At 55.0% G+C, this 23158-nt stretch carries 25 protein-coding genes and 2 pseudogenes; 23 read left to right on the forward strand and 4 right to left on the reverse strand.

From position 1 onward, the window contains the following. Positions 1-742: 742 nt before the first annotated feature. Positions 743-1312 carry a hypothetical protein gene (locus AB4N84_RS25130; RefSeq protein ID WP_460043721.1) on the reverse strand — a complete coding sequence of 190 codons (570 nt, stop codon included), beginning with the start codon at positions 1310-1312 and terminating at the stop codon, positions 743-745. A gap of 139 nt (positions 1313-1451) precedes the next feature. On the opposite strand from AB4N84_RS25130, the gene cynS (AB4N84_RS25135) reads away from it, so the two are divergent. From cynS (AB4N84_RS25135) to AB4N84_RS25145, 3 genes are all read left to right on the forward strand, one after another. Then, positions 1452-1919: a cyanase gene (cynS, locus tag AB4N84_RS25135; RefSeq protein WP_460043722.1), complete on the forward strand. Its 468-nt coding sequence runs from the start codon at positions 1452-1454 to the stop codon at positions 1917-1919. A 100-nt stretch (positions 1920-2019) separates the two neighbouring features. Next, on the forward strand, positions 2020-2268 hold the full coding sequence (locus tag AB4N84_RS25140; RefSeq protein ID WP_460043723.1) for a DUF2790 domain-containing protein: 249 nt from the start codon (positions 2020-2022) through the stop codon (positions 2266-2268). 38 nt (positions 2269-2306) lie between these two features. Then, positions 2307-2969 (forward strand): carbonic anhydrase, encoded by a 663-nt coding sequence (locus AB4N84_RS25145; protein ID WP_460043724.1) that lies wholly within the window; start codon positions 2307-2309, stop codon positions 2967-2969. 121 nt (positions 2970-3090) lie between these two features. On the opposite strand, the gene AB4N84_RS25150 is transcribed toward AB4N84_RS25145, so the two are convergent. Continuing rightward, entirely contained in the window at positions 3091-3771 is a 681-nt protein-coding gene (locus AB4N84_RS25150) for a glutathione S-transferase N-terminal domain-containing protein (protein ID WP_460047139.1), read from the reverse strand. 629 nt (positions 3772-4400) lie between these two features. Between AB4N84_RS25150 and AB4N84_RS25155 the strand changes: the two genes are divergently transcribed. After that, a complete protein-coding gene (locus AB4N84_RS25155; protein WP_460043725.1) occupies positions 4401-5024 on the forward strand; it encodes a glutathione S-transferase family protein in 624 nt (207 codons plus the stop codon). Positions 5025-5231: 207 nt separating this feature from the next. Beyond that, positions 5232-5447, forward strand: a complete 216-nt coding sequence (locus AB4N84_RS25160; RefSeq protein ID WP_460047140.1) for an SLAC1 family transporter — start codon at positions 5232-5234, stop codon at positions 5445-5447. A gap of 129 nt (positions 5448-5576) precedes the next feature. Here the strand turns inward: AB4N84_RS25160 and AB4N84_RS25165 are convergent, their stop codons facing one another. Next, a complete protein-coding gene (locus tag AB4N84_RS25165) occupies positions 5577-6329 on the reverse strand; it encodes an SDR family oxidoreductase (RefSeq protein WP_074750804.1) in 753 nt (250 codons plus the stop codon). A 104-nt stretch (positions 6330-6433) separates the two neighbouring features. Between AB4N84_RS25165 and AB4N84_RS25170 the strand changes: the two genes are divergently transcribed. From AB4N84_RS25170 to gorA, 15 genes are all read left to right on the forward strand, one after another. Further along, positions 6434-7354 carry a LysR family transcriptional regulator gene (locus tag AB4N84_RS25170; protein ID WP_074751387.1) on the forward strand — a complete coding sequence of 307 codons (921 nt, stop codon included), beginning with the start codon at positions 6434-6436 and terminating at the stop codon, positions 7352-7354. A 361-nt stretch (positions 7355-7715) separates the two neighbouring features. Continuing rightward, positions 7716-8348: a carbonic anhydrase gene (locus tag AB4N84_RS25175; RefSeq protein ID WP_460043727.1), complete on the forward strand. Its 633-nt coding sequence runs from the start codon at positions 7716-7718 to the stop codon at positions 8346-8348. A 351-nt stretch (positions 8349-8699) separates the two neighbouring features. Next, positions 8700-9167 carry a cyanase gene (gene cynS / locus AB4N84_RS25180; protein ID WP_074750800.1) on the forward strand — a complete coding sequence of 156 codons (468 nt, stop codon included), beginning with the start codon at positions 8700-8702 and terminating at the stop codon, positions 9165-9167. A 255-nt stretch (positions 9168-9422) separates the two neighbouring features. Beyond that, positions 9423-10814 carry an MFS transporter gene (locus AB4N84_RS25185; RefSeq protein WP_460043729.1) on the forward strand — a complete coding sequence of 464 codons (1392 nt, stop codon included), beginning with the start codon at positions 9423-9425 and terminating at the stop codon, positions 10812-10814. An 86-nt stretch (positions 10815-10900) separates the two neighbouring features. Next, positions 10901-11959, forward strand: a complete 1059-nt coding sequence (locus AB4N84_RS25190) for an acyl-CoA dehydrogenase (RefSeq protein WP_460043730.1) — start codon at positions 10901-10903, stop codon at positions 11957-11959. Positions 11960-12212: 253 nt separating this feature from the next. Then, complete coding sequence (locus AB4N84_RS25195; protein WP_460043732.1) at positions 12213-12416, forward strand: hypothetical protein; 204 nt, start codon at positions 12213-12215, stop codon at positions 12414-12416. Then, on the forward strand, positions 12413-12805 hold the full coding sequence (locus AB4N84_RS25200; RefSeq protein ID WP_460043734.1) for a lecithin retinol acyltransferase family protein: 393 nt from the start codon (positions 12413-12415) through the stop codon (positions 12803-12805). Before AB4N84_RS25195 ends, AB4N84_RS25200 begins: the two co-directional genes overlap by 4 nt. Positions 12806-12993: 188 nt before the next feature. After that, positions 12994-14835 carry a PAS domain-containing sensor histidine kinase gene (locus AB4N84_RS25205; protein WP_460043735.1) on the forward strand — a complete coding sequence of 614 codons (1842 nt, stop codon included), beginning with the start codon at positions 12994-12996 and terminating at the stop codon, positions 14833-14835. 71 nt (positions 14836-14906) lie between these two features. After that, entirely contained in the window at positions 14907-15482 is a 576-nt protein-coding gene (locus AB4N84_RS25210; RefSeq protein WP_143024320.1) for a response regulator, read from the forward strand. A gap of 105 nt (positions 15483-15587) precedes the next feature. Beyond that, the gene (locus AB4N84_RS25215) at positions 15588-15959 is read left to right on the forward strand and encodes a response regulator transcription factor (RefSeq protein WP_074750790.1); all 372 of its coding nucleotides are present in this window, start codon (positions 15588-15590) and stop codon (positions 15957-15959) included. 412 nt (positions 15960-16371) lie between these two features. Continuing rightward, positions 16372-17319 carry a LysR family transcriptional regulator gene (locus AB4N84_RS25220; RefSeq protein WP_460043736.1) on the forward strand — a complete coding sequence of 316 codons (948 nt, stop codon included), beginning with the start codon at positions 16372-16374 and terminating at the stop codon, positions 17317-17319. Positions 17320-17515: 196 nt separating this feature from the next. Then, a complete protein-coding gene (gene cynS / locus AB4N84_RS25225; RefSeq protein WP_460043737.1) occupies positions 17516-17983 on the forward strand; it encodes a cyanase in 468 nt (155 codons plus the stop codon). A 198-nt stretch (positions 17984-18181) separates the two neighbouring features. Beyond that, positions 18182-18844: a carbonic anhydrase gene (locus AB4N84_RS25230; RefSeq protein ID WP_074750782.1), complete on the forward strand. Its 663-nt coding sequence runs from the start codon at positions 18182-18184 to the stop codon at positions 18842-18844. A 28-nt stretch (positions 18845-18872) separates the two neighbouring features. Beyond that, the gene (gene grxC / locus AB4N84_RS25235; protein WP_460043739.1) at positions 18873-19136 is read left to right on the forward strand and encodes a glutaredoxin 3; all 264 of its coding nucleotides are present in this window, start codon (positions 18873-18875) and stop codon (positions 19134-19136) included. 308 nt (positions 19137-19444) lie between these two features. Beyond that, positions 19445-20806, forward strand: a complete 1362-nt coding sequence (gene gorA / locus AB4N84_RS25240) for a glutathione-disulfide reductase (RefSeq protein WP_460043740.1) — start codon at positions 19445-19447, stop codon at positions 20804-20806. Between the two features lie 108 nt (positions 20807-20914). On the opposite strand, the pseudogene AB4N84_RS25245 reads toward gorA, so the two are convergent. Then, positions 20915-21211: pseudogene (locus AB4N84_RS25245) on the reverse strand (N-acetyltransferase family protein); the annotation flags it as partial. Positions 21212-21398: 187 nt separating this feature from the next. On the opposite strand from AB4N84_RS25245, the pseudogene AB4N84_RS25250 reads away from it, so the two are divergent. The 3 genes and pseudogenes from AB4N84_RS25250 to AB4N84_RS25260 all read left to right on the forward strand — a co-directional run. Beyond that, positions 21399-21488 (forward strand): annotated as a pseudogene (locus tag AB4N84_RS25250) (arsenate reductase ArsC); the annotation flags it as partial. Then, positions 21485-21841, forward strand: a complete 357-nt coding sequence (locus AB4N84_RS25255; protein WP_460043741.1) for a metalloregulator ArsR/SmtB family transcription factor — start codon at positions 21485-21487, stop codon at positions 21839-21841. The pseudogene AB4N84_RS25250 and the gene AB4N84_RS25255, both read left to right, overlap by 4 nt. Before the next feature lie 25 nt (positions 21842-21866). Next, a complete protein-coding gene (locus AB4N84_RS25260) occupies positions 21867-23150 on the forward strand; it encodes an arsenic transporter (RefSeq protein WP_460043742.1) in 1284 nt (427 codons plus the stop codon). Positions 23151-23158 lie beyond the last annotated feature (8 nt).

Genomic DNA, 23158 nt, shown 5'->3' on the forward strand with positions numbered 1-23158 from the left:
ATTCGCCTTTGGCCACCTACATCAGGCTTTTCGTCGATCCTCGATCTATCCATGCCTTGACCCCGTCACTGTGTCTGCTTCCTGCGCTCACCTTCGACTATTCACGCGCGCGCGCGCACCATCAATCAGCGGCACCTCATACGCAGCATCCGAAACGCCGAGTATCACCGCTCAAACCCATCGACTGCTGCAAACCAAATCAGCTCAATCACCCAGGCGCTGCGGCTCGGGCACGGCGTCTGGGTCAGGTTTGGTTGACATGCTGCGTGCATGTTCACGGCGAGGAATTCAGCGCGCGGGACATGCCGCTAAGGTTTTGCTAGCCGCGCCATCGGTTAAAACGCCGACTTGGCCGAATTTCTCCATTGGAATAACGACTGACGGCGTGTCAGCCCTTGCATAAACGCGGAAAAAGCGCTGAAAGCCACGGTTTACAAGGGTTAAAGGCCAAATTAATGGGGCTTTCAAGCGCTTTTTTTGGCGACTGGATACCCTTAGAAGCGCCAATCTTTCCCTTGGAAGGCCATTACCACGGTTGGCCTCGAGTTTGCCTGGTCATCATTAGAAATGCGTACGCCTGGCAAATGAGATGCCCGCCGTCACAAATGCAATATCCGATAATCACCAGACCCGGATATTTCACATCTGTGAGGTCAACGCTCTGGCTGCCGGCGCCGAAGCCGTTGACGCGTCAATCATGTGACTGAATCCTGGCCTATGCGTGCAACGAGACGTCCAGCTTTCAGGCATTTCCAAGGGCGTACGCCTCTCCCCATCTCGATTGCAGCAGCGTTGCCGCTTCCCTCGGTAACTCGCGAAGCCATCCTGGAAAAGCCGTTCCAATAAGCGGCTCGCTCTCGGCGTGTGGTGGTTTGAAGGATACGGTCCAAACCACGTCATAGCGATCGAGAATTTCAACCATGTCGCTGCGCAGGAAAGGCACGTGCAGCGCTGCATCAGCGATTTCTCGAAATGCTTGCTCGACACCTCCAGGCCACAGCACCACCCCTACCGTGCTGGCTGCCGCACCATATTGGTGGATCCGATGGGCTGTCCCCGCCTCCAGCCTTAACGCATCGCCCTGTCTCAGGAACGCTATTTGCCCATCCCCCGTACGTATTTCCAGCGCGCCACTGAGGGCGACGACCAGCTTCGTTTCTTTGCGATGCAGAAGTGGGAGGTTGTGAGCGCGTACGGGCAAGACGAAACGCAACGCTGTGGCCGTGCCGCCAACGCTCGCCTGCGGAACGTCGATCCACACCGGGTAACCATCGGGTATCAACATCAGACAGTCCGGATCGCGCACGTCCATCAACCCTCCTTCGTCATCTATTGGTTGTGCTTATGCAGTGCATTGCATATCGGTCTTGGACGCTATCACAGGAACGGAAGATGATTGCCTCACACGAAGCAACACCCACCGAACTCAACCCACTGATAGAGGTAACACCATGCAACAGTCCCACGCCTATAACGATACTAGCCTTGAATTGACCACCAAGGTTCTGGATGCCAAGGCTCGTAAAAACCTGTCGTGGCAGGATCTGACTGACGGCACCGGTCTGGGCCTCGCCTACGTCACAGCAGCCCTGCTCGGCCAGCATCCTCTGCCAGCCAGCGCTGCAAAGGTCATTGGCGACAAACTTGAACTGGATGCCGATTCAGTGGCCCGCCTCCAGATCATCCCGTTGCGCGGCAGCTTGGCCGGTGTGCCCACCGATCCGACCATCTACCGTTTCTACGAGATGATTCAGATCTATGGCACGACCCTGAAAGCGCTTGTGCACGAACAATTCGGCGACGGAATCATCAGTGCGATCAACTTCAAGCTGGACATGAAAAAAGTTGAAGACCCTGAAGGTGGTCACCGTGCTGTCATTACATTAGACGGCAAGTTCCTGCCACTGCGTCCTTTCTAAGGATGCACCAGGAAAGTTAATTCGGCCTGCGCCAACGCAGGCCTGCTTCAACACTTAATTTATTACTGATCAAACACCAAATTTGAATGGAGGAATCCCCATGAACAAGTTTCTGTTTTTAGTACTGTCGCTTACTGCCTCAACGGCCGCGTTCGCTCAAGAAGCACCCCCCACTTCGGAAGTCGTTCACTATACATACGGCATGCACCTGGACATCGCTCATGTTGTCAAGGTAACTCCCGCCGCCACTGTGTGCGCGCCAACTCCTGTACAGATGACTTACAAAGACTCGCAAGGCGGTGTTCACGTTTTGGAATACGACGTGATGGGCGAAGGCTGCACTAACTAACATTCCAATCAAATCCTCCAGTTCGAAGGCATTAAAAAATGAAAGCACTCATTGACGGTTTTTTGAAGTTTCAGAAAGAAGCCTTTCCACAACGCACAGACTTGTTCAAACATCTGGCCACAACCCAGCACCCCGGAACTCTGTTCATTACGTGTTCTGACAGCAGAGTCGTACCCGAACTTCTGACGCAGCAGGAGCCCGGCGAGCTATTCGTGATCCGCAATGCGGGTAACATCGTGCCCTCCTACAGCCCCCATCCGGGCGGTGTATCTGCCACGGTCGAATATGCAGTCGCCGTGCTGGGCGTGACCGATATCGTCATCTGCGGACACTCTGATTGTGGTGCGATGACGGCGGTTGCAAAGTGCAAGTGCATGGACCATTTACCGGCGGTTGCTGGCTGGTTGGAGCATGCTGAGTCTGCCAAAGTCATTAACGAATCCCGGTCTCACATCAGTGAAGCCGCGAAGGTGAACTCGATGGTGCGAGAGAATGTCATTGCCCAGTTGGCGAATATTCAAACGCATCCGAGCGTCCGCCTGGCCCAGGAAAAAGGCGCCGTGAATTTGCATGGCTGGGTATATGACATCGAGACGGGGTCGATCGATGCACTGGATGCAGACGGCCGTGGCTTCAAGTCGTTGGTTCAGCACCCTACCACTTGTGCGGTACAGGCGCGCCCCGGCAAGGCTGCAGCCTGACGATTACGACCGACATGGGGATGAAGCATCAGGCCCGCAATAACCCTGGACATCACGAAAACTGCCCATGCTGCATGGCTGCCAAGTATGGGCATTTCGTCCACATCGATCGATGTGTCGATCATTCCAGTTTGTAAAGTTTGTTTCTGTCAGCGTCTGTCTGCCCGGATGGGCGTATGCGCTCGCCTTTCTCGTAGGCACGAACGACAGCGGCACGCTCCCCAATAGTCGTCAACCATGCCGCCACGTTTGGAAAGTCGTCCAACGTCATCCCCTGCTTCTCGTACTGCAGGACCCAGGGATAAATCGCCATATCGGCAATTGAATACGCCCCAGCTACAAAATCGCGCTCAGCCAACTGATGTTCCAGCACGGTATAAAGCCGCACCGTCTCCTTATGGAACCGAGCCACAGGGGCAGGCAAGTGCTCCGGCGCATAGTTCAGAAAATAGACTGCTTGCCCGAGGATCGGCCCCAGGCTTGCGGCTTGCCAGAACAGCCACTGAAGGACCTCTGTCGAACCGCGAATGTCAGCCGGTAAGAATTGGCCGCTTCGCTGAGCCAGGTACAAAAGGATAGCGCCCGATTCAAAGATCGACACACCGACCTCAGCGTCCACTAATGCCGGGATGCGCTGGTTGGGCGAAATGCGGGTGAATTCGGCAGCGAACTGTTCGCCCAGGCTGATGTTGATTGGATGTGCGGTATACGGCATTCCGGTCTCTTCAAGGAAGATCGCGACCTTCTGACCATTAGGCGTGGGCCAATAGAAAAAATCGACAGCACTGGAAGGCGTGGTCACGGCGTAACCCTCTGGGTGAAACGGTGGGTACCGAGTCGGTTCACCTGCTCTGCATCCGCAGGCAAAACCGAAAAAAATAAGCACTTCAAACTTGAGACTGACTGAAGCGTTCTTCCAAAATTCTAGATCATTAGAAACAAAGGTATTGATAAGCATAGGAGATAACGCATCGTTCAGACCAGCGGAGCTCATTCATCATGGGGTTTAAAGCGCTCGCATGGCGTCTTGGGTGATTTAACAGCTAACCGCTTTTTAATTAGCGCACGCGATGGAATAACGCGATGTGAGTCTTGTTTATTTTGTGCGACGGAATAATCGTTACAGGCCTGATAAAGGCGCGATTAAAACCGGCCAGTTATGACACGTAAATGACTCCCCTGACTCAGTGCCACTGACACTTTATTTTTCTCAGTCGGGATGTTTATAAAACGGCTTGCGCTACAGTCAATGGGCTTACCTTTCCCAAGATCACGCAACCGAGAACTACCTTGGCGGGTCGGCCTGTCGTGGCGGCATCCTTTGTGGCCGCCGTAAGTGGTACATCATCACCCTATAAGCTGGCACGCTCAGCAGGACAGCATTTCGCTGCCAGCCCCCGGTAATCAATTTACTCAATTGGAGCAATCGTCATGGGCCTCACTCTCTACGGTTTTGACGCCAGTCCCTATGTACGTACCGTGAAAATGCTGCTCAGGGAGAAAGGCGCAACGTTCGACCAGTTGCAGGTCAACGTCATGAAAGGCGAGCCGCATCATCCTGAGCACCTCAAACGACACGCCTTCGGGAAAGTCCCCGTTGTCGAGCATGACGGCTTCAGGGTGATTGAAACCAGCGCGATCATGAGCTATCTCGATACGGTCTTGCCCGGTCCAACGTTCACACCGGACACGCCCCGCGATCGCGCACGAAGCCAAATGGCTCAAGCCATATACGACTCGTACGGCTATGGCTCCATGGCCTCGGTGTTTGGTTACTACCTGTTCCCTGATTTCATCGGTGGCCAGAATGACGAATCGTTGAAAAAGGGCATCGAGGCCTCGAAACTCGTCCTGACAGAACTGATGAAGCTCAAAGGCAGCGACCCTTTTATTGCGGGTAAATCGCTGTCGATCGGTGATTTATACCTCGCCCCAGCGTGCGCCTACCTTGCAATGACGCCAGACGCCGAAACGGTATTTTCAGTCGAGGGCTTCAGCGGCTGGTGGGAAAAGATTCAAGATTTGCCAAGCTTCAAGACAACGCCACCACAGTAATCAAGCATTGAGGTGATTGTGCCGGGGCCGCGTGCCCCGGTGCTATTCTCTCCCCGAATCACCCTGCCAATTACGCTTTCGCCCCGGCGCCCCCGCACCGGGATCAAACCCATGCTGATTACCCCATGGAGGGTGCGCCAAATTGAGCAGCAACACGCCCCGCCCGCTTCGTTCTGACGAGTCTATCGTTGCTTATGGCACCTGGCGATCTGCTGCCCCTTCCGCCTTTCATGGTGGGCGGTCAGCTTTCCTTCAGCGGGAGCCGCTGTGTGTGCGCTGAGATACGCTCAACATACTTCCAACATGTTCACCGACTCAGTCGCTATCGTGCTCCTGATAGGCGTTACATTGCTGTTGTTCGTCATGACGCTGAAAACCCTCGCCAACCTTGCGCGCGGAAATCTCAAGCACTTGGTTGGATAATACGTACTCATCGTCCCACGGCTGAATGCAAGAGAAGCCTGATGAAGCGATACGCCTCATCAAGCTTTGTAGCGTATGTGTCTATCAGGCGACCAGATTACCGGCGCCGGGATGGCCAACTTCAGCGCATCAGATCTGTGCAATACCGCCATCAACAAACATTTCGCTGCCGTTAATAAAGCTTGAATCATCGGACGCCAGGAACACAGCGGCTTTTGCCACTTCTTCTGGGCGCCCTACCCGGCCCAGCGGAATCAGCGAAGCGAAGTGATCAAGCAAGCCCTGCTGATGCGCTTTGTCTGGACCCGCCAACTCTACGAGGCCAGGGGTTTCGATCGGTCCAGGGCTGAGGGTGTTGATTCGAATATCGCGCCCTTTCAAATCTAGAATCCAGTTACGGGCAAAAGACCGAACCGCGGCTTTCGACGCTGCGTACACGCTAAAGTCAGGAGTACCTCCGCTGGCAGCCGTAGAGCCGGTGAGGATGACGGAAGCGCCTTTTGCGAGGAGCGGCAGCGCTTTCTGTACCGTGAACAGCACACCTTTGACATTACGTCCGAAGGTGTCGTCGAAGTGCTCTTCAGTCACCGCCTCCAGAGACAGCAACGATCCGCCGCCAGCATTGACGAACAGCACGTCGATCTGACCTTTTTCAGCCTTGACCTGAGCATAGAGTGCATCCAGTTCCGAGAGCCTGGATGAGTCGACACGAACGCCTTTAGCGTTGCCAATTTCCAGCACCGCCGCGTCCAGCTCAGCCTGACGCCGGCCGGTGATGTAGACATAGGCGCCTTCCTTGGCAAACTGGATGGCAGTCGCCAAACCAATCCCGGTGGATCCACCCGTGACAATGGCGACTTTGCCTTCAAGTTTACGTGACATCTTTATTTCCTCAGTTGGGCGCAGGGGGCGCGTATCTGAAGATTATCGACATGGCACACCCTTCGAAATAGAATTGATTGCAAACCATGATTGCAGAATTGTCGATGTCGAAGATGCCCGATTTTGAAGGCCTGGCGATGTTTGCGAAGGTCGCGGAAGAGCGATCTTTCGCAGCCGCTGCGCGGGTGATGGGCGTGTCCGTCGCCACGGTTTCCCGTGGTGTCAGCCGCCTTGAAGACCGATTGGGTGCCCGACTGCTGAACCGTACGTCTCGCCAACTGGCGTTGACTGAGTTCGGTCGCAGCATCGCCGAGAGTGCGAGCCAACTGTATCGTGACGCGGAAGAGACCGAAGGCGTAGCACGGGACCTATCGTCACAACCCAAAGGGTTGGTGCGCCTGGCCATCCCGATGACATTCGGGCTCAAATGGGTCGCCCCTATCCTCCCGGAATTTCTCGAAGCGTATCCAGAAGTGTCGATCGACCTGCACCTCGCTGACGCCTCTGTCGACCTGATTGGCGACGGTTTTGATGCCGCCATCCGGATTGCTGTGCTGCCTGACTCCTCATTGGTCGCTCGACGACTCGCCCCGGTTTCTCGATACCTTGTTGCGTCTCCAGCCTATTTGCAACGTTTCGGCCATCCACTGCGACCTCAGGATCTGGAGACCCGAAACTGCCTCGGCTACGCGTATCGAGCCCAGAATGATGTTTGGCGGTTGCACGACAACGCGGGAAACGAAGTGAGTGTCACGCCGACCGGCTCGCTACGCGTGACCAATGTGGACGCGCTCGTCCCGGCTTTACTCGCAGGTATTGCCATTGCTGAACTGCCGGAATTTGTCGCGAGCGAGTACCTCAGAGACGGTCGATTGCAAAGAGTGCTACCCGATTGGTCGATGCAGTTGGGCGGCGTGTACCTGGTGACGCCGTCGGCACGCACGCGCCCGGCAAAGATAGACGTTCTTTTTGATTTCCTTATCCGGAAACTGTCCGACCCGTCCTGGCAGTTGATTGCACCGTGAGAAAAACAGCGCTGATCCCTTGATGCCTGTGTCGCCACAAGTTTTTAAGCGCCCGAAGGCCACGCGAATGAATTAACGCCCTCGTTACTTTACTGCCAAGGATTACCTTACATTCTATAAATAGAACAACAATGTCGCGGAAGTTTAAAAGATTGTTCCACTTCGCAACACTGTGAACTGCCCTCTCTACGGCACCCGCGATGAGTAGCACACCCCCTGCCGATGATTATATTAAATTCATATAATAACCAGGCCATTAAGCTCCTAGGGTCTTGGACGAAACATTCCGGCCGCATTAGCCTTTGTTTAATTAACCTTTGTTAAAACGTCGTCGTCCGACATCCACCCACGGGGCAAAACAATGAAAGCACTTATCGACGGTTTCATTAAATTCCAGAAAGAGGTGTTTCCACAGAGAACCGATCTATTCAAATACCTGGCGACCACTCAAACCCCCGAAACGCTGTTTATCACCTGCTCCGACAGCCGGGTCATACCTGAGATGTTGACGCAACAAGAACCGGGCGAACTGTTTGTTATTCGCAATGCGGGAAACATCGTGCCTTCTTATGGCCCGCAACCGGGTGGAGTGACTGCTACGGTGGAATATGCGGTCGCGGTCCTCGGAGTCTCGAATATCGTGATCTGCGGACACTCCGATTGCGGCGCGATGACGGCAGTCTCCAGTGGAAAATCCCTGAATCACCTGCCCGCCGTTGCCGCGTGGATGAGTTACGCTGAGTCGGCAAAGGTCATCAACGCCTCCCGTAAACACGCCAATGAAAAAGAGCGGGTGTGCTCCATGGTCAGAGAGAATGTCATTGCACAACTGTCGAATTTAAGAACACACCCAAGCGTTAGACTGGCGATAGAGCAAAAGAAGTTAAACCTGCACGGCTGGGTTTATGATATCGAAACGGGTTCTATCGAAGCGCTGGACGGCACGACCAATCAGTTTGTGTCATTGGTGGATTATCCCGAGACAAAGGCATAGGGATCGTCAGTATCAAGGGTAACTTTCCCGGCTGCATTGTTTCCATAATCATTGCAGTTAAAAAGCTTTAGCCGTCCGCCAATACTCACGCCGTCATCCACCCCAGACCCACTCACCGACACTGTCGATGAGTGGGATGCCTGTCGCTATATGAGTGCTAACGGCCGGTTCTACGAGTCAGCTGCGAGTTCTTGGCGCTGCGAGCGCTGGGAAGCCATCTATAGGGAGCACTTATCCAATGGATTGTATATGGGTCTTGGACGTTGCCTGCGTAACGGACGATGATCGTTTCACACCCAGGCAGCCCAGGCGCTGCCTCATTAATCAAGCCAATTTGATCGGAGAAACACCATGGTACAGTCTCACGCCTACAAAGATTCCAGCCTCGCCCTGACCACCGAAATTCTCGATGCCAAGGCCCGCAAAAACTTGTCCTGGCAGGACATGGCTGATGGCACCGGCCTTGGCCTTGCCTATGTCACCGCCGCCCTGCTCGGTCAGCACCCTCTTCCAGAAAACGCAGCCAAAGTGGTTGGCGAAAAACTGGGCCTGGACGCGGCTGCCGTCGCTGCGCTGCAAATTATTCCCCTGCGTGGCAGCCTGACCGGCGTTCCTACCGACCCGACGATCTATCGTTTCTACGAAATGATCCAGATCTACGGCACCACCCTGAAAGCGCTGGTTCACGAGCAATTTGGCGACGGCATCATCAGTGCGATCAACTTCAAACTTGATATGAAGAAGGTAGAAGATCCAGAAGGCGGTCACCGCGCGGTCATCACGCTTGACGGTAAATTCCTGCCACTGCGTCCTTTCTAATCTGCGACGTGCTCATTGAATCGGCCCGCACCCCATGCGGGCCTGTTTCAAGAAAAACGCGTCTACGACCGCCAATGACCTGGCCGTTCATCTACAAGAGCGGCCACCAATAACCCCTCATTGTTCGTTTAGAACCTGATGACCCAGTTGAGCAGGAACGCGCACGTTTGCCTTCAAATCAGGATACAGCGGCGTGATCCGGGCTTGAACGTGAGGCTCATCCAGGCACCCATTACTGCTTACAAAGGAGCCAACATGTCCACACACGCGACTTTGAAAGCGGATGCTGTCGATATCCCTGCCGACGGGCTGCCTCAAAATGCTCGACGCCTCGCCATATTCTCGTTGGCCATCGGCGTCGGTATGGCGTCGCTCGATACGGCGATTGCCAATGTCGCCCTTCCAGCGGTTGCAGATCAACTGCACACGACCCCGGCAGCCTCGGTCTGGATCATCAACGTCTATCAACTTGCAATGGTGGCCACACTCCTTCCTTTCGCGGCACTGGGAGAGATCATCGGCTACCGACGCGTGCTCCTGTTCGGACTGCTTTTATTCACCCTCGCCTCCCTCGGATGTGCATTGGCCTGGTCTCTCCCATCGCTGGTTATCGCTCGCCTGCTGCAGGGAATAGGTGCCAGCGCCGTGATGGGCGTGAATACCGCCATGCTTAGGGCCATCTACCCGAAACACATGCTCGGACGCGGATACGGCACCAACGCCTTGGTGGTTGCCGTCGCTTTTGCGGTCGGGCCGACGTTGGCTTCCGTGATTTTGTCGGTCGCCAACTGGCCCTGGCTGTTCGCAATTAACGTTCCCCTTGGCATGGCGGCCTTCTTCCTGGGTCGCAAAGTGCTTCCTGCTACGCCTCGTGCCAATCACACATTCGACGGGCTGACGGCGCTTTACAACGTGGTGGCATTCAGTCTTCTGATATTGATGTTTGGGGACGCCGCCCACCAGGCGAGCCTGAAGACACTGGCGATCGAGTTGGCAGGTACTGTGTTGTTTTTTGCCCTCCTCCTGCGTCGGCAAGCGAATCACAAAGCGCCCATGCTTCCAGTCGATTTGCTGCGCAGGCCCATGTTCGCCCTGTCGGTGGTCACATCGGTATGCACGTTCGCAGCACAGGGATTGGCCTTTGTAGCGCTCCCCTTTTACTTCTTCACAACGCTTGGGCGGTCTGCGGTGGAGACCGGTTTCCTGATGACGCCCTGGGCCGTGATGGTGGCAATCATGGCACCGATTGCAGGCAGACTGAGTGACCATTATTCGCCGGGCGCTCTGGGCGGCATCGGTCTCGCGATCCTCGGTGCCGGGCTGGTTGCATTGGTGCTCATGTCCGATGTCCCGTCGACGTTTGACATCAGCTGGCGCATGGGGGTTTGCGGTGTCGGGTTTGGTTTCTTCCAGGCACCCAACCTCAAAGGCTTTATGGGGAGCGCTCCACCCGATCGGGGCGGAAGCGCCAGCGGGATGGTCGCAACCTCTCGCCTGATAGGACAGGCCACCGGTGCCGCTCTGGTCGCCTACTGTTTCATGGTATCAAGCGAGCATGGCGCAACGTTCGCGTTGTGGGCCGCCGCGTTGTTTGCTGCGGTCGCGAGTCTTGCGAGTTTTGGCCGCCTTGTTGCGGTAAAAAATTAAAGCGTTGATCGCCGGTTGTGTCTGACGGCTGTTATCGCCCATGGGGGACGCCGGATCTAAATCACCGAATATTCACGGAGAAAAAAATGCTCGACCCGGCACTCAGCCACTGGCTGGACACCAACGCCCAGGATCTCGACTCGGGCCTCAGCGACCCACAACAGGTCCTGTCCGAACTGGCAGCCGCCAATGTGCTAAGGGTCGGGATCAGCCCATACCTGGGCGGCGTCGGCAGGAATCTGGCTGACGCTGTCGAAATAGTGTCGGCGGTGGCTTACCGCTCCATGACGGCCGCCTTTGTACTCTGGGGACAGCGCACCTTTATCGAATACGTCCTGCAAAGCTCGAACTTCGCGTTGCGCGAACGACTTTTACCCTCCCTGCTTGATGGAAAACTGGCGGGCGCCACAGGCCTTTCGAACGCGATCAAGTTCCTTTCCGGCATTGAAGCCCTGCAGGTTCGTGCTCAACCGGCCCCGGAAGGCTGGACCTTGAATGGGGGACTGCATTGGGTCACCAATCTGCGCAGGAGCGGATTTGTGGTCGCAGCGGCGGTTGAGGATGAGGAAGGTAGTACACCCTTCATACTGGCAATCCCGAGTTCGGCCACAGGTCTGCATCGCTCGAGCGACTTGCAGCTGATGGGATTGCAGTCCAGCAATACTGCGGCCCTGGAGTTCATGCAGGTCGACGTCGCAAGCGACTGGCTGCTGCATGAAGACGCTCAGATCTTTCTTCAATCCGTGCGACCTGCGTTCCTGGGTCTGCAATGTGGAATGTCCATCGGCTTGGCTCGACGATCATTTCAAGAGGTTGAGGCGCACCTGGAACACGATCGTTCCGTGCTTCTTGAGGCTTTGTTGAACCAGCGTTGGCAGCTGGAAGACCGGGTTACCGAGCTGAAACGCGGCCTGCTCGACGGGCGCTTCAGAGATGATCCCGAAGCGCTGTTCAGCCTTCGAATCGCCCTGGCGCAGTCAGCGGCTGACGCTGTGCAGCTGGAACTGCAGGCAAGCGGTGGTAAAGCCTACCTGCAAGAACAGGGTATTGGTTTTGCACGTCGTTGGCGCGAGTCAGCGTTCGTGCCCATCATCACGCCGACGTTGGTCCAACTTCGTGCACAGCTGCAACGCCTGGAACGATGACCGACTCCTCTGCAGCGTCTTCTCCACTGAAAGCACCGCGATGCAAAGCGTTGGATTCTCCGACAGACACCTGCTCAGCATTTAACCCCAGGCACCTTTGCTGAAATCCCCGCCTCCTGTCCTCCATTTTTCTGACCACACATACAGAGGTATGAGCGCCGCATATGGACTGACTAACTGACTAAACCTGCGCACGAATGCGTCTCCAGCCCCTGGAAGATAGTATTTCTCTAAGGTTATGGAGGGTTTCGTCATGAACAAGCAGCTTGCGGAAATGACCACCAGATTATCTTCACTGTTCTTCAAATCGGCCTTGGTCAACGTGGATCCCTCCGCCTGTGTGAGCACCGAGCCCTCTGAAAATGAACTGCATGTCTGTGTGTCCGGGAGCGGTCTTTCATCGATGCATCACAGCACTCATACCCACCTGACCCGGGTCGAAGGGGGGATGACGTGATCCCCGCTGGATCTCATCTGGTAAGCCCTCGCGCATTCTACGTCCATCACGGTATCTACCTCGGTGACGGCAAGGTTGCGCACTACTCCGGGTTAAGCGGATCCCTGCGAGCCGGCCCTATTGAAGTCACCGGTCTCCAACAATTTGCCAAAGGGAGATCCATCTGGATTTACCAAGACCAACCGGCTTTTTCAAACGATGAAATCGTCGCTCGCGCGTGTTCAAGAATGGGTGAAGCTCAGTACAAAATACTCTCGAACAATTGCGAACACTTCTGCAACTGGTGCATTAACGGCACCAGCTACAGCGCTCAGGTGATTGAATACATTCACTGCCCTTTACGCGTGCTGCGCCACATTCTTCGCCAAAAAACAGGCCTTATCGCTTAACTTACAATAATGGGTGCGTTTACAAACCCAGTATTTTATTCCGCGTAATGCTTTACCAGGTAACAACTCCCTCATCGTAGAAATTCCGCTCCAGACGCCGTCGAACGGTTTGGCGAGTCCTGATTTTACCGACTACGATTCACACTGTTGTCGGTATTGCTTTGCGGACACAGCAGGCCTGCGCCTTTATGAAAATCATCACTGAACCCACGCCAGCTGTCAGGTGGTTTTCACGCCCCTTTGTCAATTCCGTCCAGCTGCAGCGGCTTGGGGCAATCGCCCTGTCTAGTTCAATCTTCGTCATCGACACCGCGAGTTCGATACACATTGCCATTGCGGTGCTCTACGTCGCCGTCATACTCATGTCTGTGAATCTGTTCTCCAGGAAAGGCGTAATAGGCGTCTCATTGGTTTGCATCGGCCTGACGCTGACTGCTTTTGTGATAGGCCACGGCTTTGAATTATACGATGGCAGTTTCGCGCGTCTTCTCGTCAGCCTCTCTGCGATCGGCATGACGACGGTGTTGGCCCTCAAGAATAAATCCGCCACCGATGAATTGCAGGAGCAGGTAAGGCTGCTTGCACAGACCCATGACGCAATCATCGTCCGGGACATGAATCACGTCATCACCCAATGGAGTCCTGGGGCCGAAGCACTGTACGGCTGGACCAAATCTCAGGCAGTGGGTCAGGACTTTCGCGCACTCTTGAGTCCTCAACTGATGACGAGCTGGGACCAAATGATGGCTTGCCTCCTTGAGACGGGTCATTGGGAGGGTGAAGTGATCGAGCATTGTCGCGACGGCGCCTGCGTAACGGTGGTGAGTCGGTGCTCGTTGTCGCGTGGGGCAAACAATCAACCTAAAGCGATTCTTGCCACTCACAACGACATTTCTGACCGCAAGCGAGCGATCGAAGCCCTCCAGCGCAGCGAGGCATTCCTCGCAGGGGCGCAGTGGTTGAGCCAGACGGGAAGCATTGGCCTCAAGATTCCCAGCGGTGAAATGTATTGGTCGAAAGAAGCACGGCGGATATTCGAATTCAATGCTGATGAGCCCCCCACACTGACCAGCATTCTGGCGAAAACCCATCCAGACGATATTGAGATCGTCAAAGCAGCCATCAAAAATGCCTTCCAGAAAGCGCCTCACATCAAGACCGAATATCGGCTTTCAATGGCTGACGGAAGTGTCAAACACCTGCAGATGCTGGCTCAGCTCGTAAAAGACGGGGATGAAGACAGCGAGTATGTGGGGGCGTTGATGGACGTCACGGACACCCGAATGGCTGAGGAGGCTCTACACCGATCAGAAGTCCAGCTCGCTCACTTCAGTCGCGTGGCGACGCTTGGCGAACTCGCCGCGTCCATCGCTCATGAAGTCAACCAGCCGTTGGCAGCTGTTGCCACCAATGGCACTGCCGGCCTGCGTTGGTTGAACCGCGACACGCCTGATATTGGTGAAGTGCGCAGCGCAATCGAACGCATGGTGAGCGAGACGCACAGAGCGAGTGAAGTTATCAGACGAATCCGGGCGATGGCTCGCAAAACAGAACCGCAGAAAGCCGAGTTGAACCTGGTGGAAATCATTGATGAGTCACTGGCCCTCGTCGGCCGGGAACTCAAGCGCAACAAGGTGGAGCTGGAGCGAGGTTTTGACAATGAAGCCGTCTCGGTCACCGGCGACCGAGTCCAGCTGCAGCAGGTCATCATCAATTTGCTCATGAACGCCATGCAGGCAATGGCCAACGCAAAGATCAAACGTCGCACCCTGCATCTTCGTCTTCTGCATTCCGACGACGGCTCTGTCTCCTTTGAGATCAAAGACAGCGGCCCGGGCATTTCAAGCGACCGCATGCCGATGCTGTTCATGGCCTTCTATACGACAAAGCAAGAAGGAATGGGCATGGGACTGTCCATTTGCAGATCGATCATCGAGGCTCATGGTGGCCGGATCTGGGCAACCTCAGAGCCAGGAGAAGGCGCCGTATTTCATTTGTCGTTACCGATAAGTTCCTGGGAGCAACCTTGAACCGAGATACGTCGCCCCATCGTTCTGCCGATACGTCGCCCATCGTCTTTGTCGTCGACGATGAAGCATCCATGCGCGAAGCCTTGGCCAGTCTGTTCCGCTCAGTCGGCGTGCGCGTCGAAACATTCGCTTCTGCGGCGGAGTTTCTGGAGCGGCCGGATCCGGATGCGCCTAGCTGCCTGGTACTGGATGTTCGTCTGCAGGGGTCAAGTGGACTGGATTTTCAGCGTCAGTTGATCGAGGCGAACATCAATCTGCCCATCATTTTCATGACGGGGCATGGCGACATTGCAATGTCAGTGAAAGCAATGAAGGCAGGGGCGCTGGATTTTCTCGTCAAACCTTTTCGTGATCAGGACTTGCTGGATGCGGTATCCGCGGCGCACCGAACAGACGCCGCTTGCAGAGAAGTCCGCAAGCAGGACTCCGGACTGCACGCCTGCTACCAGTCACTGACGGCTCGGGAGCGAGAAGTCATGGCATACGCTGCCCGCGGATTGATGAACAAACAAATTGCCAGCGAGATGAACCTGAGTGAAATCACGGTCAAGATACATCGCGGCCACGCCATGAAAAAAATGCAGGCGAAATCGTTCGCCGACCTGGTTCGAATGGCCGAATCACTCGGTATTGGAGAGAAACGCTGAGAAGCACATACGTGTGTATTATTTTTTTCAAAGGAATGGCCGCATAAAGTGGGCCTAAGCGAAGAGGTGAATCTCTAATCTGCCTCTTTCACAAGGATACACACCATGAGCAAAGTCCCCGTGATTTCCATTGTTGATGACGACGCGTCTGGCCGCATCGCATTGAGCAGCCTTATACGTTCGTTGGGCTACCAACCCTGTCTTTTTGCCTCCGCTGAAGACTTTTTGGCGTCCGCTCATCGCAATGACACCGATTGCCTGATTTCAGATGTGCAGATGCCTGGAATGACGGGCCTGGAGCTGCAGGATGAACTCATTCATCACGGGCAGGACATTCCCATGATATTGATCACGGCTTATCCGGAAGAGACTGTACGCAAGCGGGCAGAGGATGCTGGCGCTGCTGGCTTTCTCAGCAAGCCGTTTGATGGTCAAACGATGATTGATTGCATAGAGGCCGTTTTCGCAAGAGCCTGAAAACTCAGGCCCCGCGCTGTACCCATTGATCGACGCTCCAAGACGCAGTGCATGAATCCCCCGTCCCCCTCCCCTTGTTGCCTTCCCCTTCGTGCAGTTCTCCCCAACGGTGAAGACGTTCACCACAGAACGTCGCGTGAGTGCGCATCTATTTCCTGACAGGCACGCCTTCTAAATAAACGCATACCTAAACAAACATATACAACTGTATGAGGTGCTACCACTTATGCGCTAAAGCGTATGAACGTACGTAGAAGTGTTTATGAATACCAAGGCCCTTATTCTAGATCCAAGCCAACAAGCAATAACCCCCAGGCGAAAGAACGTGGTTCCACCCGCCTGCTGAAGTTGAGAGTCAATGCTGACCCCGGCGAAGTGATCCAACAATAAGACTGCCCGAAGGTGGATGACAATGAACAGAAATGATCTCCGCAAAATCGACTTCAGCCTTTTGATTGTTTTCGAAACGCTGATGCACGAACGCAACCTGACCCGTGCCGGCGAAAAGCTGTTTCTTTGCCAACCGTCGATCAGTGCTTCATTGAACCGTCTGCGCCAGTACTTTGATGATCCACTCTTTATCCGGATCGGCCGCACCATGGAGCCCACCAGCCGTGCGTTCGAAATCCAGCAGAACTTGACGCCCGCTCTGGACACCATGGCCGCAGCACTGAGCCATGTTAATGAGTTCGATCCATTAACCAGCAACGCTGTTTTTCGTATCGGGCTTTCTGATGATGTGGAATATTCCTTACTGCCAAGCTTGTTGCGTCAGTTGAGAATGGAAGCGCCCAGTGTCAGTTTTGTCGTGCGTCGCACCGATCATTTGACCATGCCCAACCAACTGGTGACTGGAGAGGTATCGCTCGGGGTTTGCCACAGCCGAGACCTGCCCGCCAATGCCAAGAGAAAGTTTCTGCGTGGCATCCGCCCCACGTTATTGAGCGCCAATTCGATCACTCGCGAGCTCGACCTGGACGAATACTGCAAACGTCCGCATGTTTCCGTTTCGCTGAATGGCGAAGTCACGGATTCCATTGATCGGTCGCTCAATGCGATCGGACGCAGACGTCATGTCGTACTTGCCGTCCCGCAATACAGTGCACTCAAAACACTGATTGAAGGCACAGACATGGTCGCCGTTGTACCTGAATATGTGGCTAGCACCATGATCGGACAAGGCGGATTGCGCATGGACCCGATGCCGATTGACGTGCCAGAACTCGAACTGTCGCTGTCCTGGAGCGCGACCCTGGATAACGATCCCGGCGAACGCTGGCTTCGCGCCCGGGTCGCACACCATCTGGCAGAAAGCAGCACGTTGATAGCTTCATTGGTGACAACGAAACTCGCGGCATGAACAACGCGGCAGTCGCGTTATTTAACAGTACCTGTTCAACATAAACAGTCATCTTGTAGATATTGAAACCATAGGCAGCGCCTATACAGCGGATTGTATCTCGGTCTTTGACGTTATTAGCGACCGATAAGACCATGGCAGTACAACTTAGCGTTCCCACAACAGCACCCACTACGAAAGCATCACTGGAGAAGCCATGAAACAGTCTCATGTTTACAACGAAACCAGCATTGCATTGACCACTGAAATCCTGCAGCGCAAGGCAAGCAAGAACCTGTCCTGGCAGGATCTCAAGGACGGTACCGGCCTGGGCCTTGCCTACGTGACTGCCGCCCTTCTTGGCCAGCAACCGCTTCCAGAAAGTGCCGCCAAAGTTATTGGGGCAAAACTTGACCTCGATGATGAAATGGTCGCCCTTCTCCAGATTATCCCGCTTCGCGGCAGCCTGTCGGGCGTTCCGACTGACCCGACCATCTACCGCTTCTACGAAATGATTCAAATCTACGGAACGACACTCAAAGCCCTGGTTCACGAACAGTTCGGCGACGGCATCATCAGCGCGATCAACTTTAAGCTTGATATGAAAAAAGTCGAAGACCCGGAAGGCGGTCACCGCGCAGTCATCACGCTGGACGGGAAGTTTCTTCCGCTGCGTCCCTTCTAAGGGCTGCAACTTACCATTCGCTCTGCAACGGCCAGCACGGTATTAACCTGTTGCCAATGTGTGTGTGGACCGACGCGGGTGCAGATGACGTACAGCGACTCCCACGGCGGCACTCACACGCTTGTGTACGACGTCATTGGCAACGGCTGCACTAACTCATTATTCATTTACGCTGTTCACTACAAAAAGGAAACGACCATGAAAGCGCTTATCGAAGGTTTCTTGAAGTTTCAAAAAGATGCATTTCCTCAACGTGAGAACTTATTCAAACATCTGGCAACCACTCAGCACCCAGGTACGCTGTTCATCACCTGCTCTGACAGTCGAGTGATACCGGAACTGTTGACCCAGCAGGAACCCGGCGAGCTGTTCGTAATTCGCAACGCCGGCAATATCGTGCCGTCGTATAGCCCCCATCCAGGCGGCGTGTCGGCCACCGTCGAATACGCTGTCGCCGTCTTGGGCGTTACCGACATCGTCATCTGCGGACACTCCGATTGCGGCGCCATGACCGCCGTTGCCCAGTGCAAATGCATGGATCACTTACCCGGCGTTGCGGGATGGTTGCAACACGCGGAGTCCGCGAAGGTGATCAATGAATCACGCACTCACGTCAATGAAACCGCCAAGGTGAACTCAATGGTGCGAGAAAACGTGATTGCGCAGTTGGCCAATATCCAGACTCATCCGAGCGTGCGGCTCGCACAGGAAAAAGGGTTGGTGAACCTGCATGGCTGGGTCTACGACATCGAGACCGGGTCGATCGACGCGCTGGATGCCGACAACCGCACGTTTAAATCTCTGGTTGAGCACCCGACCACTTGCGCCGTGCAGGCCCGTCCTGTTCAGGCGGCCGCGTGATGACAAGTTCACTCCGGGAGCAAGCAACATGCTGAAAGTCATTATGTACACCACGGGCACTTGCCCTTATTGCCAAGCCGCCAGGCAGTTGCTGAAAACCAAAGGGATTACCTTCACCGAAATTGATGTGCATTCGGTTGAGCGCAGGGTCGAAATGGTCAACCGCAGTGGCCGGCGCACTGTGCCTCAAATCTTCTTCGGAAACTGGCACGTGCGTGGATACGACGATCTGGCTCAACTCGACGCCGAGGGCGCAATTATGGAGATGCTCAATCCGCGCTTCGCGAGTTGAACGGTCTTTCTTTGATTGTGAGTGCGGTTGAACACTTCAATTGACGAGTTTCTGCCGCGATGTCCATAGGTCTTCTCATCGCAACGATGTGCCGACACATCTATTTGAAATATCCAGAGGTCGTCACGGGATTCAGGCGCGGGTCCCACACTCAGATTGTTTCATTGCGCTGAATAGAGTTATGAGTTCTTTGCCCATTCTCCGAACCGCGTTTGGAGGTGAAACTGACACGGCATTAATGCGCGCGTCGAGTTCCGTTTTACACCCTTTGAACAGCTTCAGGTCATTAACCCAGTACGAGAATTAAAATGACTTATGATTTCGATTTGTTTGTAATCGGCGCAGGATCTGGCGGGGTTCGTGCTGCACGCTTTTCTGCCGATTACGGCGCCAAAGTCGCGGTTGCGGAAAGCCGCTATCTGGGGGGCACATGCGTGAACGTCGGCTGCGTACCGAAAAAGCTGCTCGTTTACGGGGCGCATTTCTCGGATGACTTCGAGCAGGCACAAGGCTTCGGCTGGTCAACCGCTCATCCACACTTCGACTGGGCCACGTTGATCAGCAATAAAAATCGTGAAATCCACAGGCTCAATGATATTTATCGCAAGTTGTTGGCCAACAGCGGTGTCACCCTGCTGGAAGGTCATGCCCGTCTCACCGATGCGCACCATGTTGAAGTCAACGGTCAGATATTCAGCGCCGAGCGTATCCTGATCGCGACCGGCGGCTGGCCAACGGTCCCGGACATTCCCGGCCGTGAACACGCGATCACGTCCAACGAGGCATTTTTTCTGCAAAGCCTCCCTGAACGGGTGCTGGTAGTGGGTGGTGGCTACATCGCGGTTGAGTTCGCAGGCATCTTCAACGGGCTGGGTGCCGATACGCGCCTGCTGTATCGCGGCGAGATGTTCCTGCGAGGATTTGATCACTCGGTGCGCACTCACCTGGCCGAGGAGTTGATCAAGAACGGTCTGCAGCTGGACTTCAATACTGACATCGTCAAGATCGACAAGCTGTCGGACGGAAGTCTCCTCGCGACCTTGAATGATGGGCGCCAGTTGGAAACCGACAGCATTTTCTACGCGACTGGTCGTCGGCCGATGCTCGAGCATCTGGGCCTGGAAAATACCTTCGTCGAGCTAAACGATGCGGGTTATGTCGCAGTGAACGAACATTTTGAGACGCGTGAACCTTCGGTCCTGGCGATCGGAGACGTCATCGGCGGCGTACAACTGACCCCAGTGGCGACCGCAGAAGGCACGGCAATCGCGCGCCGTTTGTTTAAACCTGAACTGTATCGTCCTGTGGATTATCGACATATTCCGACCGCCGTCTTCAGTCAGCCCAGCATCGGCACCGTAGGCCTTACCGAGGAAGAGGCTGTCGCCCAAGGGCACAAGGTGACAGCCTATGAGAGCCGGTTTCGGCCGATGAAGTTGACCTTGACCGAGTCCAACGAGCGAACGCTGATGAAGCTGGTGGTAGATGCCCACACGGACCGAGTGCTGGGTGCACACATGGTTGGCCCGGATGCCGGGGAAATCATCCAGGGGTTGGCCATTGCCCTTAAAGCCGGCGCGACCAAACGCCTCTTCGACGAAACCATCGGTGTACACCCCACCTCAGCCGAGGAATTCGTGACCTTGCGTACGCTCGTCAATCACTCGTGAGATCAAGACCCCGCCCAGTTTTGGACAGCCACGGCCCCGTGGTCAGAATGCTCAGATGAAGTGGTCGCGGTGCGGTAGATGGGATGTCTAGGACAACAGCCTAAGTCATCAGCAACCGCTGAGACCACCTGCTTCAGCCCTTATGGGTGCAGCCGCGAGTGCGTCGGTTGTTTGATTGGCAGGAAAGAGCTTTTCGACAATGACGCAGTCAATCCACAGACCTTCCAGACAGGCGTGTTTCTCGTAGATGCCTACCTGGCGAAAATCACTTGCTTCGCACAAGGCAAGGCTGGCGTGGTTTGACGCGAAAATCCGCGAGAGGACTTTCCAGAACCCATGGGCCTCTGCTTCCTTGAGCAAAGCCTGAAGCAGTTGCTTCCCGAGTCCTCGGCCCCGAACTTCCCTGCTCGTTGCTTACTCGCGGTTTGCGTCGCGATCAGCTTTCGCCTTCCGGTGAAAAGTCATCCGGCAGTCTGAGCGCTAAACCGCCCGGGCAGGCAAGATGGCGGCGATATCGAGCACATATGCTTTATCAAATATTCGACATTACGTATATTCGATTTTCCGAATGTGAGTGAGATCACCATGTCCGCCCCAATCAATTCGCCATACGCTTCATGACATCCATGAACGCATCAAGCTTTTCGTATTGGTCAAGACCAAACATCTGGAGGATCTATGACAGAGCCTATGACCCCCACCTCGTTGTTCAAGTGTCTGGCCGATGACACTCGAACCAAGATCACGCTCCTCATCGTCAATGAGGGCGAGTTGTGCGTTTGCGAACTCACCGCTGCACTCGACCAGAGCCAACCCAAGATTTCTCGCCACCTGGCGCTGCTTCGCTCAGCAGGCTTGCTGATGGATCGTCGCCAGGGCCAATGGGTGTACTACCGCTTGCATCCCGAGCTGCCCGAGTGGGTTACAGCAATCCTGAAAGAGGTTGTGGACGCGAACCAGCAATGGTTGGAAGCCGAAGCCAAACGTCTGTGCGACATGAATGGCCGTCCTGTCAACCAGGCCGTCTGTAACTGATCTGCGCCCGAATAGAGTTTCTGAAATGCTACTTGCCGTACTGATTTTCATCGCAACCATCGTGCTGGTCATCTGGCAACCCAAGGGTCTTGGTGTGGGCTGGAGCGCAACCTTCGGCGCAGTGCTCGCCCTGGTGACCGGGGTAGTCAGTCTCGGAGACATCCCTGAGGTCTGGCATATCGTCTGGAATGCCACGGCAACTTTCATTGCCGTCATCATCATCAGCCTTCTGCTTGATGAGGCAGGTTTTTTTGAATGGGCCGCGCTGCATGTTGCTCGTTGGGGCGCCGGTAGCACGCGTAAGCTCTTCGCCTTCATCATTCTGCTGGGCGCTGCCGTCTCGGCCCTGTTCGCCAATGATGGGGCGGCCCTGATCCTTACCCCAATTGTGATTGCGATGTTGTTCGCGTTGCGGTTTTCACCCGCTGCTACCTTGGCCTTCGTTATGGCTGCCGGATTTATCGCTGACACGGCAAGCCTGCCATTGGTGGTGTCCAACCTCGTCAACATTGTCTCTGCTGACTACTTCGGCATCGGGTTCAGCGAATACGCGTCCGTCATGGTGCCTGTGAACCTCGTCAGCGTGGCGGCCACATTGGCCATGCTCATGTGGTTTTTCCGCAGAGACATGCCAAAGACCTACGATCTCAACCAACTCCAGATGCCGAGCGAGGTCATTCGCGACCGCGCTACCTTTGCAGCCGGTTGGTGGGTGTTGGCTCTGCTATTGATCGGCTTCTTTGTCATTGAACCCTTGGGTGTGCCCATCAGCGCTATTGCGGCGGTGTGCGCGCTCATTCTCTACGTGTTTGCAGCTCGTGGACACGCCATCGACACAGGCAAAGTACTCAAAGAGGCGCCATGGCAGGTGGTGATTTTTTCTTTGGGTATGTACCTGGTTGTTTATGGCCTGAAGAACGCCGGCCTGACTGACCATATCGCGCAGATCCTGAACGTATTCGCGGGGTACGGTGTCTGGGGCGCTTCCTTGGGCACTGGGCTGCTAACAGCATTGCTGTCTTCGATCATGAACAACATGCCGACCGTTCTGGTAGGCGCCTTGTCCATTCATGCCGCCGAGGTCGATGGCGTCGTCCAGCAAGCGATGGTGTACGCCAACATCATCGGCTGCGACCTGGGCCCGAAGATCACTCCAATCGGAAGCCTGGCCACCCTATTGTGGCTGCACGTGCTGGCACGCAAGAACATAACGATCAGTTGGGGTTACTACTTCAAGACCGGCATTGTGCTGACCCTACCGATCCTCATTGCCACCTTATCCGCCTTGGCATTGCGCCTCAGTTTCTGAATCAAGGA

This window comes from Pseudomonas sp. S2_H01, from assembly GCF_054668305.1.

Excerpts from the sequence above, each read along its gene's own strand:
- AB4N84_RS25260 (WP_460043742.1), top strand. The coding sequence starts at position 21,867 with ATGCTACTTGCCGTACTGATTTTCATCGCAACCATCGTGCTGGTCATC.
- AB4N84_RS25170 (WP_074751387.1), top strand. The coding sequence starts at position 6,434 with ATGTCGAAGATGCCCGATTTTGAAGGCCTGGCGATGTTTGCGAAGGTC.
- cynS (WP_460043722.1), top strand. The coding sequence starts at position 1,452 with ATGCAACAGTCCCACGCCTATAACGATACTAGCCTTGAATTGACCACC.
- grxC (WP_460043739.1), top strand. The coding sequence starts at position 18,873 with ATGCTGAAAGTCATTATGTACACCACGGGCACTTGCCCTTATTGCCAA.
- AB4N84_RS25220 (WP_460043736.1), top strand. The coding sequence starts at position 16,372 with ATGAACAGAAATGATCTCCGCAAAATCGACTTCAGCCTTTTGATTGTT.
- AB4N84_RS25155 (WP_460043725.1), top strand. The coding sequence starts at position 4,401 with ATGGGCCTCACTCTCTACGGTTTTGACGCCAGTCCCTATGTACGTACC.
- AB4N84_RS25190 (WP_460043730.1), top strand. The coding sequence starts at position 10,901 with ATGCTCGACCCGGCACTCAGCCACTGGCTGGACACCAACGCCCAGGAT.
- AB4N84_RS25255 (WP_460043741.1), top strand. The coding sequence starts at position 21,485 with ATGACAGAGCCTATGACCCCCACCTCGTTGTTCAAGTGTCTGGCCGAT.
- AB4N84_RS25185 (WP_460043729.1), top strand. The coding sequence starts at position 9,423 with ATGTCCACACACGCGACTTTGAAAGCGGATGCTGTCGATATCCCTGCC.
- AB4N84_RS25230 (WP_074750782.1), top strand. The coding sequence starts at position 18,182 with ATGAAAGCGCTTATCGAAGGTTTCTTGAAGTTTCAAAAAGATGCATTT.
- AB4N84_RS25215 (WP_074750790.1), top strand. The coding sequence starts at position 15,588 with ATGAGCAAAGTCCCCGTGATTTCCATTGTTGATGACGACGCGTCTGGC.
- AB4N84_RS25165 (WP_074750804.1), bottom strand. The coding sequence starts at position 6,329 with ATGTCACGTAAACTTGAAGGCAAAGTCGCCATTGTCACGGGTGGATCC.
- AB4N84_RS25145 (WP_460043724.1), top strand. The coding sequence starts at position 2,307 with ATGAAAGCACTCATTGACGGTTTTTTGAAGTTTCAGAAAGAAGCCTTT.
- AB4N84_RS25210 (WP_143024320.1), top strand. The coding sequence starts at position 14,907 with ATGCGCGAAGCCTTGGCCAGTCTGTTCCGCTCAGTCGGCGTGCGCGTC.
- AB4N84_RS25195 (WP_460043732.1), top strand. The coding sequence starts at position 12,213 with ATGAACAAGCAGCTTGCGGAAATGACCACCAGATTATCTTCACTGTTC.
- cynS (WP_074750800.1), top strand. The coding sequence starts at position 8,700 with ATGGTACAGTCTCACGCCTACAAAGATTCCAGCCTCGCCCTGACCACC.
- gorA (WP_460043740.1), top strand. The coding sequence starts at position 19,445 with ATGACTTATGATTTCGATTTGTTTGTAATCGGCGCAGGATCTGGCGGG.
- AB4N84_RS25140 (WP_460043723.1), top strand. The coding sequence starts at position 2,020 with ATGAACAAGTTTCTGTTTTTAGTACTGTCGCTTACTGCCTCAACGGCC.
- AB4N84_RS25130 (WP_460043721.1), bottom strand. The coding sequence starts at position 1,312 with ATGGACGTGCGCGATCCGGACTGTCTGATGTTGATACCCGATGGTTAC.
- cynS (WP_460043737.1), top strand. The coding sequence starts at position 17,516 with ATGAAACAGTCTCATGTTTACAACGAAACCAGCATTGCATTGACCACT.
- AB4N84_RS25175 (WP_460043727.1), top strand. The coding sequence starts at position 7,716 with ATGAAAGCACTTATCGACGGTTTCATTAAATTCCAGAAAGAGGTGTTT.
- AB4N84_RS25205 (WP_460043735.1), top strand. The coding sequence starts at position 12,994 with ATGAAAATCATCACTGAACCCACGCCAGCTGTCAGGTGGTTTTCACGC.